The sequence below is a fragment of the Allosphingosinicella sp. genome (assembly GCF_035626655.1).
GTDB lineage: Bacteria > Pseudomonadota > Alphaproteobacteria > Sphingomonadales > Sphingomonadaceae > Allosphingosinicella.
The window spans coordinates 19,332-35,963 of the sequence record NZ_DASPNF010000005.1; the positions used below are offsets into that span (position 1 = coordinate 19,332).

The following is a 16,632-nucleotide window of genomic DNA, read 5'->3' on the forward strand; positions in this document are numbered from 1 at the left end:
GCGTGCGCCGCGCCGCCCGCCGCGAGGCCGGAGAGGAGCGCCAGCGCGGCCGCTGCGCGAAAGGGGCGGAAGCGCCTCAGAACCTGACCCTCGCGCCGACGAGCAGCGACCGCTGGGCGCGCTGGGCCCGGTCCGGGTCGTTGCTTTCCTGATGGGTGTCGTGAAGCAGGTTCAGCCCGGCGGCATAGAGGTCGAGCCGGTCGGTCAGCCGGAAGGTCACCTGCGCGTCGGCCTCGACATAGGAGCCGAGCGGCGGATCGCTCTCGATGCCATCGATGAAGCGCAGGCCCGCATTGATCCGCAGCCGGCTGCTGAGGTCGAATTGCGAGCGGGCAAAGAGCTGGAATTCCGGATCGTGGCCGACTGCGTCGCCTGCGGCGAGGTCGAGATGGCCTGGCTTCTGGCGGAAATGCTTGAACAGGGTGGAGACGCCGAGGCTCAGCCGCCACCAGGGGAGGAGCTGGCTGCTGCTCCACGCCTCGACGCCCCAGCTATGCCCCTCGATCCCGTTCATCAGCCGGATCGGCAACTGCATGCCCGGAGAGAATTCGGTCGTCCTGATGTCGTCATAGAGGTTGAAGAAGACGTTGACGGAGAGCGTCGTCCGCTCTGTCGGCTGGCCGCGATAGCCGGCCTCGAAGGCGATCAGTTTCTCCGACACGAAATCGTCCCCCGGGGCGAGCAGGGGCAGGAATTCGAGCTGCCGGTCGATCCGCGACGGCGTGCGCACCGCCCGCGACACCGCCGCCCAGAGCAGGGCGCGGTCGTCGGGCTGCCAGGCGAGGCGCAGATTGGGCAGGATCTCGATGCCGGTGAAGCTGGTTTCCTCGACCTTGACGCCGGCGATCAGCGAGAGGGTTTCGCTCAGCCGGATGCGGTCCTGCAGGAAGGCATTGTAGACCCAGAGCCGCCGGCTCGGTGGGTTGAGCTGGAAGCCGTTCAGATTGTTGACGAACTCGTCGCGCGTCGTCCTCAGGCCGCCGCCGATGACGAAATCGTGCGCGCCCAAAGTCGCATTATATTGCACGTCGAGATCGAAGACCTGGAGCGAATCCGAGGTCAGCAGGGCCCGGCGCTCATAATCGTCATAATAGGCCTGGACCCGCAGGCTGTCGTTATCCCCGAAGCCATGGGTCCAGCGGGCGAGCAGATTGTGGCCTTGATTGCCGTCACCAGACAGGTTGCCCACCTCATTGTCGAAAATGTCGCCCTGGAGCGTGAACTCGTCGGTCCCCGTGCCGAAGTCGGCGCGGAATCCCGCCTGCCAGCCGCGCCAGCGATCGTTGAGCAGCGGCCCGACATTCCCCTGGGGCAGGTCTTCCCGGTCGAAATAATGGGCGTAGACGCGGACCGCGGCGCGCTCGCCGAGCGCGAAGCCGTAGCGGCCGCCGACATTGCGCTCGAAGGCGCCCGCGCCGCCGCGGACCAGCCCACCCAGGGTTTCCCGCGCGTCGCGCGTCGAAATGCTGATCACCCCGTTCACCGCATTGGGGCCGTAGAGCGTGCCGCCGGGGCCCGAGATCACCTCGATCTGGTCGATATCCTCGATGAACGGCGTCTGCGTGTCCCAGAACACGCCGGAATGGAGGGTCGAATAGACGCTGCGCCCGTCGACGAGGACGAGCAATTTGTTGGATGTCTCCAGGCTGTTGAAGCCGCGCGCGGTGATCGCATATTCGTGGCCGTTCACCTGCTGCACGCCCAGATTGGGGGCGAGGCGCAGCACGTCGGGCAGGGTGGTGGCGGCACTGTCCAGGATCTCGCCATTGGTGATGACGAAGACCGCGGTCGGCGCCGAGGACAGGGGCTCGTCGCGCTTGGAGGCGGAGCGCACGGTGAGCTGCGCGAGATCCTCGATCGACAGGGTCGAAAGATCGCTCTGCGACGCCGGCTGGGCGGGCAGGGTCGGGGCATCCTGGGCTTGGGCGCGCGCGGCGCCAAAGGCGGCAGCGGCGCCGCCGATCAGACAAGGGACTAAACGGCGTCGCTTCACGACTGCAGCCTCGTGTCGCCCCCCGGCGTGAGGTGCTTCTTTATCGGCTCAGGGTAAACGTCAAGTTGTTCCGGCGTCAGCGTGCCGGGCGAGGAGCCGGGGTGATGCCCTCGATCCGCCCCGGCGCGTTCGCCAGCACGGCAAGCACCGCCGTCCAGGCTGCGACATTCTGCCGGAGCTGCGCCGGATCCACCTTGTCGAGCGTGTCGTCGGGCGTGTGGTGATAGTCGAAATAGCGGGTACCGTCCTGGTTGAGGTCGATCGCCGCCGTGCCCGCGCGCACCCACTGGCTGAGATCGGCGCCGGCCCCGGCAGGATTCTGCCCCCGGACGATGCCGAGCGGGGCGAGAAGAGCGGCGATCCGGTCGGCCAGGGCCGCATTGCCCTGGGCGAAGTTGAAGTCGACGCGCCAGACCCGGTCCGCGCCGAAATCGGATTCGCCGACCATGACGACGTTGCCGGCCGGATTGTTCAGCCGGAAATGGGTCGGGCCACCGCCGCCGCCGACCTCCTCGGCGCCGAACAGCACGACGCGGATCGTCCGCCGCGGCCGGCCCGCCTGCATGATCCGGTGCGCGGCGGCGGTGGTAATGGCCACGCCGGCCGCATTGTCGATCGCGCCGGTGCCGAGATCCCAGCTGTCCAGATGGCCGCCGACGATGATCACGCCCGCGGCCGGATCGGTGCCCGGCACCTCGGCGACGACGTTGCCGGACTGCCGCCGGCCGATATTGCGCGGCGTCAGGGTGAGCCGCATCCGCACCGGCCGCTCACCGGCGCGGTTCAGGATGCGCTGCAATTGCTCGGCATCGGGCACGGTGAGCGCTGCGGCGGGGATCGGCCGCGCCCCCTCGCCGAAGCTCTGCACGCCGGTATGACCGTTGCGGTGATAGTCGGTGCCGATCGAGCGGACGACGATCGCGGCGGCGCCCTTGCGGCTGGCGAGGGTCGGCCCCTGGCGGCGCGGCGCGCCGAACTGGCCGTAGCCCGACCCGTCCTGGGTCGGCGCCATGGCATGGTTGATGAAGACGATCTTGCCGCGCACCGCCGCGTCCGGGGCGGCCCTGAGCTCGTCGACGCTCTGGAAGCCGATCACCTCGGCCTCGAGCCCGCTGGCGGGCGTCGCCGCGCTGTTGCCGAGCGCGGTGAGCACGAGCGGCTGCGGGAAGGGCGCGACGATCTCCGCCCGCTCGATCCCCCGCATCCAGACCGGCATCTCGAACGGCTCGACATGGACGTTGGAGAAGCCGAGCGCGGTCAGCCGGCGCACTGCCCATTCGCGTGCCCGCGCCTCCGCCTCGGTGCCCGCCTGGCGGGGGCCGACCTCGGTGGTGAGGCCCTCGACCAGCTCCCAGGCCAGGGTGTCGCCGCGCATCGCCTGATCGCGCAGCAAGGCGGCCTGGTCGGCGGCGGGCTGCGCCGCGGCGAGCGCGGGCACGGCAAGGGCAAAGGCGAGGAGCAGGGTCTTCTTCATCTCGGTTTTCCTGGAGGCTAGCGGCGGACGACGAGCAGGCGGATCGTGGGCGCCTGCGTCCGGGAGAGCGTGATGGTGTAGCGGCCGGGCTGGAGCGCGAACTGGACGATCTTGCGGATCGTGGAGCAGGCCGGCCCATGGCCCCGGGCGATCGGCGGCAAGGCCGCGCCGTTCTGCGAGAGGTCGATCCAGGCATCCTGGTCGATGGCGACGCCATACGTCCCGGCTTCGGCGACGACCAGGGTCAGCGGCGCCGTCGGCGCGAGCGTCACGGCCTGCCCGGGCGCGACGGTCGCGCCCGCGTCGGCGGGTGTCCGCCACGTGGCGAGATCGGCGGGGAGGGCGGCGTCCGGTGCCGCGCAGGCCGCTGCGGGCGGCGGAGAGGCGGGCTGGGCGGCGGCGAGGGAGGGAAAAGCAAGGGCAAGCAGGACAGGCATTTTCATGGGGATGCGACCTAGGGGGGCGAGGGCGGTTTGCCAATCTCGGCCCGCCGCTTTAGGGAACGGCGCGATTCCTGGTCGCCTCGTTCGACCAAACGCAACTTCATTCGACCAACATCAAAAAGAGAAAGCGAGCGCCGCCATGGCCGCCCAGTACAGCTTCGTCATGAAGGGCATGACCAAGACCTTCCCCGGTGCCCCCAAGCCGGTGCTGAACAACATCCACCTGCAATTCTATCCGGACGCCAAGATCGGCATCGTCGGCCCGAACGGCTCGGGCAAGTCGACGCTGATGAAGATTATGGCCGGCCGCGACACCGAATTTTCCGGCGAGGCCTGGCCCGGCGAGGGCATTCGCGTGGGCTATCTTGAGCAGGAGCCGCAGCTCGATCCGAGCAAGACGGTCATGGAGAATGTCCGCGACGGCGTCCGCCCGGTCGCCGACCTGGTCGATCGCTACAACCAGATCGTCGCCGAGATGAGCGAGGACGGGGCGGATTTCGAGGCGCTCGGCGCCGAGATGGGCGACCTGCAGGAGAAGATCGACGCGGTCGATGGGTGGACGCTCGACAACCAGCTAGAAATCGCGATGGACGCTCTGCGCTGCCCGCCCGGCGAAGCCGCGGTCGAGCATCTCTCGGGCGGCGAGAAGCGCCGCGTCGCGCTCACCAGGCTGCTGCTGGAGAAGCCCGACATCCTGCTGCTCGACGAGCCCACCAACCATCTCGACGCCGAAAGCGTGCAGTGGCTGGAGAAGCATCTCGTCGACTATCCCGGCAACGTCATCCTCGTGACCCACGACCGCTACTTCCTCGACAATGTCGTGAACTGGGTGCTCGAGCTGGATCGTGGCCGCTACTACGTCTATGAATCCAATTATTCCGGCTACTTGGAGAAGAAAGCTAAGAGGCTGGAGCAGGAGGAGCGCGAGGAAGCCGGCAAGCAGAAGGCGATCAATGACGAGCTGGAATGGATCCGTCGCTCGCCCAAGGCCCGGCAGGCCAAGTCAAAGGCCCGCATCCGCGCCTTCGACGAGCTGGTCGAGGCGCAGGAGAACCGGACGCCGGGCAAGGCCGCGATCCTGATCCAGGTCCCGGAGCGGCTGGGCGGCAATGTGATCGACGTGAAGAACGTCTCAAAAGCCTATGGCGACAAACTGCTTTTCGACGAGCTCAGCTTCTCGCTCCCGCCCGGCGGCATCGTCGGCGTGATCGGCCCGAACGGCGCCGGCAAGACCACCCTGTTCAAGCTGATCACCGGCGCGGAGCAGCCCGACGAGGGCGAAATCAAGATCGGCCCGACTGTTCATCTCGGCTATGTCGACCAGTCGCGCGATGCGCTCGACGGTTCGAAGAATGTCTGGGAGGAGGTCTCGGGCGGCGCGGATGTGTTCCGCTTCGGCAAGCACGAGATCGGCACCCGCGCCTATGTCGGCGCCTTCAACTTCCGCGGGCCGGATCAGCAGAAGAAGGTCGGCCAGCTCTCGGGCGGCGAGCGCAACCGCGTCCACCTCGCCAAGATGCTGAAGGATGGCGGCAACGTCCTGCTGCTCGACGAGCCGACCAACGATCTCGACGTCGAGACCCTGCGCGCGCTCGAGGAGGCGCTGGAGAATTTCGCCGGCTGCGCGGTGATCATCAGCCACGACCGCTTCTTCCTCGACCGCCTCGCCACCCACATCCTCGCCTTCGAGGGCGACAGCCATGTCGAATGGTTCGAGGGCAATTTCGAGGCCTATGAGGAGGACAAGCGCCGCCGCCTGGGCCCGGAGGCGGACCGGCCGCACCGGGTCACCTACCGGAAGCTGACGCGCTAGCCGGCTGCCCGCCGGTCCTCCGCCTCAGTCGCGGCGCAAGCGTCGGGCCTTTTCGTCATACTCGTCGGCCATCGCCAGCAGGGTGTCGATCACCTGCTGGTCGGTCGAGGCGCGGGAGAGGCGCCGGCAGCGCTCCGCCTGTTCGGCCAGCTCCGCGGCCTGGCGGGCCTCGGTGACGTCGATCAGGATGTTGACCGCGCCGTCCAGGGCGCCGGTCTCGTCGAGCAAAGGGGTGGGGTAGGGGACGAAGGTCACCCGCGTGCCGTCGGGCCGCTCGGCGACCGCGCAGGCGCCGCGGACGGCGCGGCGGTCGCGGATCGCCACCGCCATCGGGCAATCCTCATGGGCGAGGGGTGCGCCGTCGGTGCCGTAGAGCCGCCAGGTGACGCACCAGCGGTCCTTGCCCACTTCCGGCCGGCGGCCGGTGAAGCCGATGCAGGCCTGGTTGAAGAAGGTGATATATCCCTCGGCGTCGGTGACGTAGATCGGCGCGGACGGGCTGCCCAGCGCCTCGGCGAGCGCGGCCTTGCCCAGGGCGGCCGCGTTCAGCGCAAGTCCGACCAGCTCCTCGGGAGCGGGCGCGGCACGCGCGGACGGATCAGGACGTGCGGTCATCGACGGAACTGCGGCACCCGGTCTGGTGAAATGCCCCCATGGCGGGTGCATTAACTCTGTTAACGGCCGCCGGTTCCTCCGGCTTTAACTTTCCCGCTTGAAGCCGCGCGCGGAAGCGGCTCAGAAAGGCGGAAAAGGGGAGGGAAGCCCGTGGCCGCCTGGAACGCCAAGAAGACCGTCATCCCGCGCGAGGAGATGCCCGAGCATCACCGGCTGAAGCCGACCCTTTCCTGGCCGCACCTGATCGCCCTCGGCATCGGCGCGATCGTCGGCACCGGCATCCTGACCCTGACCGGGGTCGGCGCCGCAAAGGCAGGGCCCGCCGTGATCCTCTCCTTCGCGATCGCCGGCGTGATCTGCATCGCCGCCGCGCTCGCCTATGCCGAGATGGCGACGATGATCCCGGCCTCGGGGAGCGCCTATACCTACACCTATGTCGTGCTCGGCGAATTGCTGGCCTGGGTCGTCGGCTGGAGCCTGATCCTCGAATACAGCCTCGTCGTCAGCGCCGTGGCGGTGGGCTGGTCCGGCTATACGACCGGCTTCCTCGCCGAGACGCAGTTCGCGATTCCCGCGCTGCTTGCAGCCGGGCCGGAGCTCGGCGGCATCCTGAACCTGCCGGCCATCTTCATCATCTTCGTCGTCGCCGGCCTGCTGATCCTGGGCACGCGCGAGAGCGCGACGGTGAACGCATTGCTGGTCGGCCTGAAGGTCGTCGCCCTGATCCTCTTCGTGGCGGTCACCCTGCCGCATTTCAACGCGGCCAATTTCTCTCCGTTCATGCCCTTCGGCTTCGGCAAGTCGGGGGCGCCCGGCGCGGAGGTTGGCGTCATGGCGGCGGCGGCGATCATCTTCTTCGCCTTTTACGGCTTCGATGCGATCGCCACCGCGGCGGAGGAGACGAAGAATCCCGGCCGCGACCTCAAGATCGGCATAGTCGGCTCGATGTTCGCCTGCATCCTCATCTACATGGTCGTCGCCGCCGCGGCGATCGGGGCGATGCACTTCACCGGCTTCGCGAACAGCCCCGAGCCCCTGGCCCTGATCCTGCGCTCACTCGGCGAGGACGGCGCCGCGAAATTCCTCGGCGCCTCGGCGGTGATCGCGCTGCCGACGGTGATCCTCGCCTTCTTCTACGGGCAGAGCCGGATCTTCTTTGTGATGGCGCGTGACGGCGTGCTTCCCGGTGGTCTTGCCAAGGTCTCGCAGCGCGGCTCGCCGACCCGGATCACCCTGTTCACCGCCCTGGTCGTTGCGATCCTTGCCGGCCTCATCCCGCTCGCGGAGCTCGCCGCGCTCGCCAATGCGGGGACGCTGACCGCCTTCATCGCTGTCTGCATCTGCATGCTGGTCATGCGGGTGCGGGCGCCGGACGCCGAGCGGAAGTTCCGCACGCCCTGGGCCTGGCCCGTCGGGATCGTGGGCATCCTGGGCTGCCTCTATCTGCTCTACAGCCTGCCTTTCCTGACCCAGAAATATTTTCTGATCTGGAACGCGGCCGGCCTCGTCTTCTATCTGGCCTATGGCTATCGCAAGAGCGTCCTCTCCGAGCGCAAGCCCGAGCCGATGCAATATGCCGGCCTCCTCATCGGCGCGCTCGGACTGCTCGTCGCGGTTGCCGCCTTCGTCTACGATCCGGCGATGGGCGATGCCGGCGGCGGGCTGCGCTTCACCCGCCAGTTCATGGCCTTCCTCGCGGGGCTGGCCGGGCTCGTCGCCGGCGCCATCCTGTTCGCCGCCGGCCGGGTTTCCGAGGCGATGGCGGCAGGGAAGAAGGGTTGAGACCATGTTGAAAAGACTGTTGCTCTGCCTGCTCATCGCCTTGGCCGGTCCGGCTCTCGCCCAGAGTCCGCCGGCGGCTACGCCGGCGCCGTTGCCGCGCGTGGCGCTGGAGACGAGCATGGGCCGGATCGTCCTCGAGCTCGACGTCGTGCGGGCGCCGATCACGGGGCGCAACTTCCTGCGCTATGTCGACAACCGGCGCTATGACGGCCAGCAAATCTACCGTTCGATGAAGACCGGCGACAATCTCGGCCTGATCCAGGGCGGCATCGTCACCGACGGGCGGCTGCTCTTCCCGCCGATCGCGCACGAGCCGACCTCGCAGACCGGGCTCACCCATGTCGAGGGCGCGCTGTCGGCGCCGCGCGGCGCCGTCGGCACGGCGCGGGCCGACTTCACGATCATGGCCAGCCCGCTCCACTATCTGGACGCCGGCCCCGAATCCGGAAGCGGCGACGGTCTCGGCTTCGCCGTCTTCGGCCGCGTGGTCGAGGGGATGGACGTGGTCCGCGCGATCCTCAACGCGCCGACCTCGCCGACCGAAGGGGCGGGGGCGATGCGCGGCCAGATGCTGCAGCCGCGGGTCCGCATCATCAGCGCGCGGCGCCTGCCAGCACGGCGCTGAATCAGGCCGGGGCGAACTGCCCCGTCGCCTCGTCGAGCACGTGGAGCACGCCGTCGACGATCGCGAAATAGGCACCGTGCAGGGTCAGCCGGCCCCCCTCGACGCGCTCGCGGACCCAGGGAAAGCCCATCAGATTACGCAGCGAGAGGCGGACGCCCTCCAGCTCCATTTCGAGGAAGGCCTGCCGGTCGAGCGCGTCATGGGCGGCACGGATCTTCTCGCGCGCATCGGCGAGCATTTCGATCCAGTGGGCGATGAAATGACCCTGGCCGTGCCCGGCCTCGTCGAACTGGCCGGTCAGGGCCGCCGCGCAGCCGCCGCAGAAACCGTGGCCCATCACCACCAGTTCGTCGACCTCGAGCTGGGTCACCGCGAATTCCAGCGCTGCCGAGACGCCATGATAATTCTGGTCGGGCTCGAAGGGCGGGACGAGATTGGCGACGTTCCTGACCACGAACATCTCGCCCGGTCGCGCGTCGAAGATCGTCGCCGGATCGACACGGCTGTCCGAGCAGGCGATCACCATCACCTTGGGGCTCTGCCCCTCGGCCAGCTCCGCCCAGCGGTCCCGTTCCTCCTGCCATTCGCGGTCGCGGAAGCGGTGATAGCCCTGGATGAGGTCGCTGAATCGGGTCATGGCGGGTCCGTTAAGGGGTGAGGGCAGGGGGTGGCAAGTGGGCCGAAGGATCGCTATCTGCGCGCCATGAGCGAAGCCGATCCCGCCAGCGTCCCCCAGGCACCACGCCCGCGCAAGCCCGACTGGATCCGGGTGAAGGCGCCGGTCAGCGCGGGTTTCATGGAGACGCGCAAGCTGATGCGCCGCCTCAACCTCGCCACGGTCTGCGAGGAAGCGGCCTGCCCGAATATCGGCGAGTGCTGGACCAGGAAGCACGCGACGGTGATGATCCTCGGCGACACCTGCACGCGGGCCTGCGCCTTCTGCAACGTGAAGACAGGCATGCCGCGCGCGATCGATCCGCTCGAGCCCGAGCATGTCGCCGTCGCCGCGGCGGAGCTCGGCCTCACCCATATCGTCGTCACCTCGGTCGACCGGGACGACCTGCCGGACGGCGGCGCCTCCCAGTTCGTGAAGGTGATCGAAGCGCTCCGCCGCAACACCCCGTCGACCACGATCGAAATCCTGACGCCGGACTTCCGCAACAAGTCGGAGGCAGCGGTCGAGAAGATCATCCAGGCCCGTCCCGACGTCTACAACCACAATCTCGAGACGGTGCCGCGCCTCTATCCGACGATCCGGCCCGGGGCGCGTTATTATGCCTCGCTCCGCCTGCTGGAGAGCGTGAAGCGGCACGATCCCTCCATCTTCACCAAGTCCGGCGTCATGGTCGGGCTCGGCGAGCAACGGCTCGAAGTCCATCAGGTGATGGACGACATGCGTTCGGCCGACGTCGATTTCCTGACCATGGGCCAATATCTGCAGCCGACGCCTCGCCATGCGAAGGTCGAGGAGTTTGTCACCCCGCAGGCGTTCAGCGCCTATGCGGCGATCGCGCGGGCCAAGGGCTTCCTGCTCGTCGCGGCCAGCCCGCTGACCCGCTCCAGCTATCATGCCGGCGACGATTTCGAGAAGATGCGCGCCGCCCGCGAAGCGAAGCTGGCGGCAACGCGTTAGAGAAAGCGAGATGCCCCGCCATACGGAAAAGCGCTTCCTGCCCTACACGCCTGAGCAGCTGTTCGACCTGGTCGCCGATGTCGGCCATTATCAGGATTTCCTGCCCTGGGTCGCGGCCACCCGAATCCGCGAGGACAGCGAGACCGAGATGGTCGCCGACCTGATCGTGGGCTTCAGCGCGCTGAAGGAGACCTTCTCCTCGCGGGTGAAGAAGAGGCGGCCGGAGCAGATCGATATCGACTATATCGAGGGGCCGCTGAAGTTCCTGCACAACCACTGGAAGTTCCGCGCCGTGCCGGGCGGGACCGAGGTGGATTTCTGCGTCGATTTCGCCTTCCGCAACCGCATCTTCGAGGCGCTGGCCGGGCAGATGTTCGACCGCGCGCTCCGGCGGATGATCAACGCCTTCGAGGAGCGGGCGGCTGTGCTCTACGGTGCCGGCGAGTCCGGCAGCAGCAGCTCGAGCGCGCAGAGCGCCGCCTGAAGCCTGACGCCGCCGCGGCCGAGATCGCCGAAGCATTGCGTATCGGCGACGATGTCCCTGGGGTCGGCGCCCCGCTCCGCCCGCGCGAAGACGACGGTGCCGACGGGCTTCCTGTCGGAGCCGCCGGCGGGCCCGGCAATCCCGGTCAGCGCCACTGCCACGTCGGCGTCGCTCGCCTTCAGCGCCCCCTGCGCCATCGCCCAGGCGACCGCGACCGACACCGAGCCGAACGTCTCGATCACGTCCATCGACACGCCGAGCAATTTGCATTTGGCTTCGTTGGAATAGGTGACGAGCCCGACCTCAACGACGTCGGAGCTGCCCGCAATCTCGGTCAGCGCGGCCGCGACGAGGCCGCCGGTGCAGCTCTCCGCCGTCGCCACCCGCCGCCCCGCCGCGCGATTCTCCTCGACCACGCGCCGGGCGAGGTCGACCAGCTGCTCGGGCAGGACGAAATCGCGATGCTCGCTCACAGGCTGGCCTCCAGACGGATGGTTGCGGCGGCCTGAGCAGCGATGCCCTCGCGGCGGCCTGCGAAACCGAGACGTTCGGTGGTTGTCGCCTTGATGCTCACCTGGTCGATCCGGAGGTTTAGAAGGTCCGCAACATATGCACGCATTGCCTCCCGATGCGGAGCGATTTTCGGAGCCTCGCAGATGATCGTGCAATCGAGATGATCGATCACGCCGCCTCGCGCGAAGATTTGTGCCGCCGCGTGCAGCAAGAAGCGATCGGAAGACATGTCCTTCCACTGCGGATCGGAGGGAGGGAAATGGTCGCCAATGTCGCCTAGCCCGGCGGCGCCGAGGAGCGCATCCGTCATCGCATGCAAGGCGACGTCGGCATCGCTGTGACCTGCCAGCCCGCGCTCGTGCGGAATCGAAATGCCGCCGAGCATGACAGGGCCTTCACCGCCGAACGCATGCACATCAAAGCCGATGCCCGTGCGCACGATTTTCCGACTTGCGACCGACGCTTCGGCGCGCTTCCAGTCTTCCGGGGTGGTCAGCTTTTCCAGCTCGAATGACCCCGCCACAACGCCAACGCTCAAGCCGGCCGCCTTTGCGACAGCCGCGTCGTCACTGGGAAAGGGGCCTTCCCATCGGTCGTACGCTGCCCTGAGCTTCGCCAAATCGAAGGCCTGAGGCGTTTGCACGCGCACGACACCTTCCCGTTCGATCGATTCGCCGAGCAATCCGGTCCAGCGCGCCAAGGTATCGTGCACGGGCAGGACGGGAACGGCACCGGAATGTTGAGCGAGCGCTTCGAGCAGGCGGTCGATCACGACTGCCGGGCAGAACGGCCGCGCGGCATCATGGATTAGGACAATATCGCCATCGATAGCCTTGAGCCCGTTCCATACCGACTCGCCTCGTGTTTCGCCTCCGACAATGGGCTGCACGTCGCCGAAGCCGCCCCCAACCGCACGACAGGCGTCTTCAATCCGGCCCTCCGCCACCACAACGCGAACTTCATCAACGCGCGGATGGTCGGCAAAAGGGATGACGGCTCGGCGAAGGACCGGGATCCCGCCCAGTTCCTGATATTGCTTCGGGAGCTCGCCGCCCATGCGGCTGCCGCTCCCTCCGGCCACGACCAATGCCACCGTCCGTGTCATGCCTGATCCGCCTAGCCGAGCCCAAACTTGCCCGCCAGCGCATTCACTGCACGGCACCATGCTGGACGCAACTTCCCACGGGGCGTAGGATCGTGCGGCCGGCCCGATGGCCAGGCGAAAAGTGGCGTTCTCACCCCGTTTCGATTGCGGAGGAGAGACCATGTTTCGAGACTTTACGCGCTGCCTCGTGCCGGCCGCGTGCCTGTTCGCGGCAGCCGCGCCGGCAAGCGCCCAGGCCGGCTACGGCCGGATCTACCCCTGGACGAGCGGCAGCCATCTGGGTCAGTTCGAGCCATCCTATCTGGTCGTCTGCACGCCATCGCCAACCACCGTCGCCTGCCCGGCCGACGGGATGGCGCTGCTTCCGGATCCGCTCCGCTACACGAACCTCACCCTGCAAATACTGGGCGGGCCGTTCACGCAGCGCTACGAGGTCGAGAATATGCGCGCCGCACTGGTGCGCCGCGGCATGCCGACCCACGCTCTGTACATTGTCGTGGTCGACAGCGCCGGTCGGACGCTGGGCGGCTTCTGGCTGGGCGCACGGCCGACCTGCGTCGACCTTTATGGGCAGGGCCGCCTCGAGGGCGAGGTGAGCGCCGATCTGTCCCCGACCGGAGCCCGGCCGCCAACCCTGCCGCTGAGCGAGAATGCGCTCAGCGCCTATGTCGATTATGTCGAGCAGATCAGACCACGCTGTCAGGAGCGCCGCAGCCAGGGTCGCCCGTCGACCATCCCCGAGGGAATGCCCAACGAATAGACTGGGCGAAACCTTGCCCGTCAGCGCCTTTGCCCCTATCTCGCGCGGCTCATGACCCGCCTGAAGCCCATCCAGATCGGCCCCGTCCGCATCGAAACGCCGGTGATCCTGGCGCCGATGACGGGCGTCACCGACATGCCGTTCCGGCGGATCGTGAAGCGCTATGGCGCCGGGCTGACCGTCACCGAAATGATCGCCAGCCAGGCCGCGATCCGCGAGACGCGCCAGTCGCTGCAGAAGATGGCATGGGATCCTTCCGAGGAGCCCGTCTCCATGCAGCTCGCCGGCTGCTCGCCCGGGGAAATGGCCGAAGCGGCGAAACTTAACGAAGATCGCGGCGCCGCGATCATCGACATCAACATGGGTTGCCCGGTGAAGAAGGTGGTGAACGGCGAGGCCGGCTCCGCCTTGATGCGTGACCTGAAGCTCGCCTCCGCGATCATCGACGCCACGGTGAAGGCGGTGAAGGTCCCGGTCACGCTGAAGATGCGCATGGGCTGGGATCATCACAGCCTCAACGCGCCCGAGCTGGCCCGCATCGCCGAGGATCTCGGCATACGGATGATCACCGTGCACGGCCGCACCCGCTGCCAGATGTACCGCGACACGGCCGACTGGGCCTTCATCCGCAAGGTGAAGGAGGCCGTCTCCGTCCCGGTCATCGCCAATGGCGACATCAACACGATCGAGGATGTCGACACCGCGCTGGCGCAGTCCGGCGCCGACGGGGTGATGATCGGCCGCGGCGCCTATGGCCGGCCCTGGCTGCTGAAGCAGGCGATGCACTGGCTGAGGACCGGCGAACGGCTCCCCGATCCGAGCCTGGACGAGCAATATGCGGTCATCGTCGAGCAATATGAGGCGATGCTCGCGCTGTACGGCCCGCAGGTCGGCGCCAATTGCGCGCGCAAGCATGTCGGCTGGTACACGAAGGGCCTGCACGGCTCGGCCGAGTTCCGCAACGCCTTCAACAAGGAGGCCGATCCGGCCCGCGCGCTCGCCATGTTGCGCGATTTCTACGCTCCCTGGCTGAGTCGCGCCGCCGCCTGAGACAAGCTGCGCTCTTGCTGCGGCGGGCGGCGAAATTCACTGTGTTCTTTATGCCACATTGTTGTGCTAGAGCCGCAGTGTGAATGCCGAAGCCGCGATTCCTGTAGCGTCCCCGATGCGGCCCCGATGGCGGCGAAAGCTGCGTGTGATGCGCCGTCGCGGCGGTTGGATCCCGTTCATCGAGGTGGGGGTCGCGCTGCTGCTCGTCGCGACGATCGCGATTAGCTGCGCCCTGATCTCGCGGCGGGTCGACCCGGGCGGGCTGCTGACGCCGCCGCTCGTCGCCACCTTGCTGGTCGCGAACCTCGTTCCGGCGATGACCCTGATGGTGCTTTTCGCCCGGCGCGTCGCGCTGAAGCGCGCGTCGCGCACCGCGCTGGGCATGAAGAGTCGGCTGCCGGTCCGCCTGGTCGCGATCTTCTCGCTGATCGCGGCGGTGCCGACGCTCGTCGTCACCATCGTCGTCTCGCTGCTGTTCCAGTACAGCGTCGAATTCTGGTTCTCGGACCGGGCGCGCGGGATGCTGGAGAACGCCACCGATCTCGCCCAGTCCAACTATAATCGCGAGTTCGACCGGGTTGGCGCCAATGCGGTGACGATGAGCGGCGACATTGCGGGCTATCTCCGCGAAGTCAGTTATGACGATCCGCGCTTCGTCCAGGCCCTGGTCTCGCAGACCTACGAGCGCAACCTGTCGGAGGCGATCCTCTTCCGCATTGGGCGCAGCGGCGAGATCCAGTCGCTGGCCCTGGTCAATCCCTATGAGCGCGATCTCGAACGCTCGCTGACGCCTGACGTGATCGCGCGGGTGCGGCGGGAAGGGGCAATCAAGATCGTCCGCGCCAATCGCTTCGAGGCGGTCGCGACGCTGCCGAGCAGCGCCGACACCTATCTCTACGTCGCCCGCGTTTTCGAAGCCGAGCTCGGCGAGCAGATGCGGCTGAGCGGGCAGATCCGGCAGGATTACCAGGCGTTGGCGACGCGGTCGCGCGATCTCCAGCTCCGCTTCAACGCGGCCCTTTTCGGCCTGTCGCTGCTGATCGTCGCCCTTGCCATCTGGATCGCGCTGAAGCTCGCCGACCGGCTGGTTCGCCCGGTCGGCCGGCTGGTCCACGCCGCGCGCCAGGTCACCGCCGGCGATCTCTCCGCCCGCGTGCCGCCGACCGGCTCGAACGACGAGGTCGCCGCGCTCGGCTTCGCCTTCAACCGGATGACGACGCGGCTCGAGGAGCAGACCGGCGCGCTGGTCAGCGCCAATGCCCAGCTCGAAAGCCGGCGCGCCTTCACAGAGGCGGTGCTTTCCGGAGTGACCGCGGGCGTGGTCTCGGTCGACGAGAGCCATGTCGTGCGGTTGATCAACAGCTCGGCCGAGGCGCTGCTGAAGACCGGCGGGCGCAGTCCGGTCGGGCAGAAGCTCGCCGATCTCGCCCCCGAGCTCGATCGCCATCTGATCGCCGACGAGCCGGAGGACGTCGTCCAGCTGTCCTCGGGCGGCGAGCCCCGCACACTGGCGGTGAAGACCGTCCGGGTGCGCGGCGGCTACGTGATGACCTTCGACGACATTACCGAGCAGTTGCTCGACCAGCGCCGCGCCGCCTGGTCGGACGTCGCCCGGCGCATCGCGCACGAGATCAAGAACCCGCTGACCCCGATCCAGCTCGCCGCCGAACGGCTGCAGCGGCGCTACGGCAAGGAGATCGACACGGACCCGGCCACCTTCGAGCGGCTGACCGGCACGATCGTGCGCCAGGTCGGCGACTTGAGGCGCATGGTCGACGAATTCTCCTCTTTCGCGCGCATGCCCAAGCCGACTTTCGCAGCCGAGCCGCTCGCCGAGATCGCCCGCCAGGCTCTGTTCCTGCACGAAGTCGCGCATCCAGAGATCGGCTTCAGCCTGGTCCTGCCCGATCCGGCGCCGGTGCTGGTCTGCGACCGCCGGCTGCTCGGCCAGGCGCTGACCAATATCGTCAAGAACGGCGTCGAGGCGGTCGAGCAGAAGCGGGAAGCCGGCCGCAAGAAGGCCAAGGGCGGCGAGAAGATCGTGATGACCGTCCGCACCGAGGGGCCGTCGGTGATCATCGAAGTGACCGACACGGGCATCGGCCTTCCCGCCGAGCGCGGCCGGCTCACCGAGCCCTATATGACGACCCGCGCCAAGGGCACCGGCCTCGGCCTCGCCATCGTCAAGAAGATCGTCGAGGAGCATTTCGGCCGGATCGAGTTCGCCGACGGGCCCGAGGGCGGCTCGCTGGTCCGCCTGATCTTCGACGCCCAGGCGCTCGCCAAGCTCGACCGCTCGGCCCCATCCGTTTCTGAAGAAGTATCGACAGAGAATTGAGAAG

14 protein-coding genes and 1 pseudogene are annotated in these 16,632 nt (G+C 67.8%); 8 read left to right on the forward strand and 7 right to left on the reverse strand.

The window, feature by feature from the left end:
* Window positions 1-76: 76 nt before the first annotated feature.
* The 3 genes from VEC11_RS02910 to VEC11_RS02920 form a co-directional block, all read right to left on the reverse strand.
* Window positions 77-1,993: a TonB-dependent receptor plug domain-containing protein gene (locus tag VEC11_RS02910; RefSeq protein ID WP_464128959.1), complete on the reverse strand. Its 1,917-nt coding sequence runs from the start codon at window positions 1,991-1,993 to the stop codon at window positions 77-79.
* Window positions 1,994-2,069: 76 nt separating this feature from the next.
* Complete coding sequence (locus VEC11_RS02915) at window positions 2,070-3,467, reverse strand: M20/M25/M40 family metallo-hydrolase (protein ID WP_464128960.1); 1,398 nt, start codon at window positions 3,465-3,467, stop codon at window positions 2,070-2,072.
* Window positions 3,468-3,484: 17 nt separating this feature from the next.
* On the reverse strand, window positions 3,485-3,910 hold the full coding sequence (locus tag VEC11_RS02920) for a hypothetical protein (protein WP_464128962.1): 426 nt from the start codon (window positions 3,908-3,910) through the stop codon (window positions 3,485-3,487).
* A gap of 139 nt (window positions 3,911-4,049) precedes the next feature.
* On the opposite strand from VEC11_RS02920, the gene ettA reads away from it, so the two are divergent.
* Window positions 4,050-5,723: an energy-dependent translational throttle protein EttA gene (gene ettA, locus VEC11_RS02925; RefSeq protein ID WP_464128963.1), complete on the forward strand. Its 1,674-nt coding sequence runs from the start codon at window positions 4,050-4,052 to the stop codon at window positions 5,721-5,723.
* A 24-nt stretch (window positions 5,724-5,747) separates the two neighbouring features.
* Here ettA and VEC11_RS02930 read toward each other — a convergent pair whose 3' ends face one another.
* A complete protein-coding gene (locus VEC11_RS02930; protein WP_464128965.1) occupies window positions 5,748-6,338 on the reverse strand; it encodes a PAS domain-containing protein in 591 nt (196 codons plus the stop codon).
* A gap of 195 nt (window positions 6,339-6,533) precedes the next feature.
* Here VEC11_RS02930 and VEC11_RS02935 point away from each other — a divergent pair.
* A pseudogene (locus VEC11_RS02935) lies at window positions 6,534-7,886 on the forward strand (amino acid permease); the annotation flags it as partial.
* 238 nt (window positions 7,887-8,124) lie between these two features.
* A complete protein-coding gene (locus tag VEC11_RS02940; RefSeq protein ID WP_464128967.1) occupies window positions 8,125-8,745 on the forward strand; it encodes a peptidylprolyl isomerase in 621 nt (206 codons plus the stop codon).
* 1 nt (window position 8,746) lies between these two features.
* Here VEC11_RS02940 and VEC11_RS02945 read toward each other — a convergent pair whose 3' ends face one another.
* On the reverse strand, window positions 8,747-9,382 hold the full coding sequence (locus VEC11_RS02945) for a carbonic anhydrase (RefSeq protein ID WP_464128968.1): 636 nt from the start codon (window positions 9,380-9,382) through the stop codon (window positions 8,747-8,749).
* A gap of 66 nt (window positions 9,383-9,448) precedes the next feature.
* Here VEC11_RS02945 and lipA point away from each other — a divergent pair, with 66 nt between their 5' ends.
* Window positions 9,449-10,378 carry a lipoyl synthase gene (gene lipA, locus VEC11_RS02950; RefSeq protein WP_464128970.1) on the forward strand — a complete coding sequence of 310 codons (930 nt, stop codon included), beginning with the start codon at window positions 9,449-9,451 and terminating at the stop codon, window positions 10,376-10,378.
* Between the two features lie 10 nt (window positions 10,379-10,388).
* Entirely contained in the window at window positions 10,389-10,862 is a 474-nt protein-coding gene (locus VEC11_RS02955; protein ID WP_464128971.1) for a type II toxin-antitoxin system RatA family toxin, read from the forward strand.
* On the opposite strand, the gene VEC11_RS02960 is transcribed toward VEC11_RS02955, so the two are convergent.
* Both VEC11_RS02960 and VEC11_RS02965 read right to left on the reverse strand, forming a co-directional pair.
* Complete coding sequence (locus VEC11_RS02960; protein WP_464128973.1) at window positions 10,808-11,335, reverse strand: CinA family protein; 528 nt, start codon at window positions 11,333-11,335, stop codon at window positions 10,808-10,810. The genes VEC11_RS02955 and VEC11_RS02960 overlap by 55 nt on opposite strands.
* Window positions 11,332-12,480 carry a bifunctional 2-C-methyl-D-erythritol 4-phosphate cytidylyltransferase/2-C-methyl-D-erythritol 2,4-cyclodiphosphate synthase gene (locus tag VEC11_RS02965; protein ID WP_464128974.1) on the reverse strand — a complete coding sequence of 383 codons (1,149 nt, stop codon included), beginning with the start codon at window positions 12,478-12,480 and terminating at the stop codon, window positions 11,332-11,334. The genes VEC11_RS02960 and VEC11_RS02965 overlap by 4 nt, the downstream gene beginning before the upstream one ends.
* Before the next feature lie 160 nt (window positions 12,481-12,640).
* Here VEC11_RS02965 and VEC11_RS02970 point away from each other — a divergent pair, with 160 nt between their 5' ends.
* From VEC11_RS02970 to VEC11_RS02980, 3 genes are all read left to right on the forward strand, one after another.
* The gene (locus tag VEC11_RS02970) at window positions 12,641-13,240 is read left to right on the forward strand and encodes a hypothetical protein (RefSeq protein WP_464128975.1); all 600 of its coding nucleotides are present in this window, start codon (window positions 12,641-12,643) and stop codon (window positions 13,238-13,240) included.
* Between the two features lie 51 nt (window positions 13,241-13,291).
* On the forward strand, window positions 13,292-14,290 hold the full coding sequence (gene dusB, locus VEC11_RS02975; protein ID WP_464128977.1) for a tRNA dihydrouridine synthase DusB: 999 nt from the start codon (window positions 13,292-13,294) through the stop codon (window positions 14,288-14,290).
* A 148-nt stretch (window positions 14,291-14,438) separates the two neighbouring features.
* Entirely contained in the window at window positions 14,439-16,628 is a 2,190-nt protein-coding gene (locus VEC11_RS02980; protein WP_464128979.1) for a sensor histidine kinase, read from the forward strand.
* Window positions 16,629-16,632: the final 4 nt, after the last annotated feature.

Bases quoted from the DNA above. Each gene is read 5' to 3' on its own strand.
- VEC11_RS02970 (WP_464128975.1), top strand. From the start codon at position 12,641: ATGTTTCGAGACTTTACGCGCTGCCTCGTGCCGGCCGCGTGCCTGTTC.
- ettA (WP_464128963.1), top strand. From the start codon at position 4,050: ATGGCCGCCCAGTACAGCTTCGTCATGAAGGGCATGACCAAGACCTTC.
- VEC11_RS02920 (WP_464128962.1), bottom strand. From the start codon at position 3,910: ATGAAAATGCCTGTCCTGCTTGCCCTTGCTTTTCCCTCCCTCGCCGCC.
- VEC11_RS02930 (WP_464128965.1), bottom strand. From the start codon at position 6,338: ATGACCGCACGTCCTGATCCGTCCGCGCGTGCCGCGCCCGCTCCCGAG.
- lipA (WP_464128970.1), top strand. From the start codon at position 9,449: ATGAGCGAAGCCGATCCCGCCAGCGTCCCCCAGGCACCACGCCCGCGC.
- VEC11_RS02965 (WP_464128974.1), bottom strand. From the start codon at position 12,480: ATGACACGGACGGTGGCATTGGTCGTGGCCGGAGGGAGCGGCAGCCGC.
- VEC11_RS02945 (WP_464128968.1), bottom strand. From the start codon at position 9,382: ATGACCCGATTCAGCGACCTCATCCAGGGCTATCACCGCTTCCGCGAC.
- VEC11_RS02915 (WP_464128960.1), bottom strand. From the start codon at position 3,467: ATGAAGAAGACCCTGCTCCTCGCCTTTGCCCTTGCCGTGCCCGCGCTC.
- dusB (WP_464128977.1), top strand. From the start codon at position 13,292: ATGACCCGCCTGAAGCCCATCCAGATCGGCCCCGTCCGCATCGAAACG.
- VEC11_RS02980 (WP_464128979.1), top strand. From the start codon at position 14,439: ATGCGCCGTCGCGGCGGTTGGATCCCGTTCATCGAGGTGGGGGTCGCG.
- VEC11_RS02955 (WP_464128971.1), top strand. From the start codon at position 10,389: ATGCCCCGCCATACGGAAAAGCGCTTCCTGCCCTACACGCCTGAGCAG.
- VEC11_RS02940 (WP_464128967.1), top strand. From the start codon at position 8,125: ATGTTGAAAAGACTGTTGCTCTGCCTGCTCATCGCCTTGGCCGGTCCG.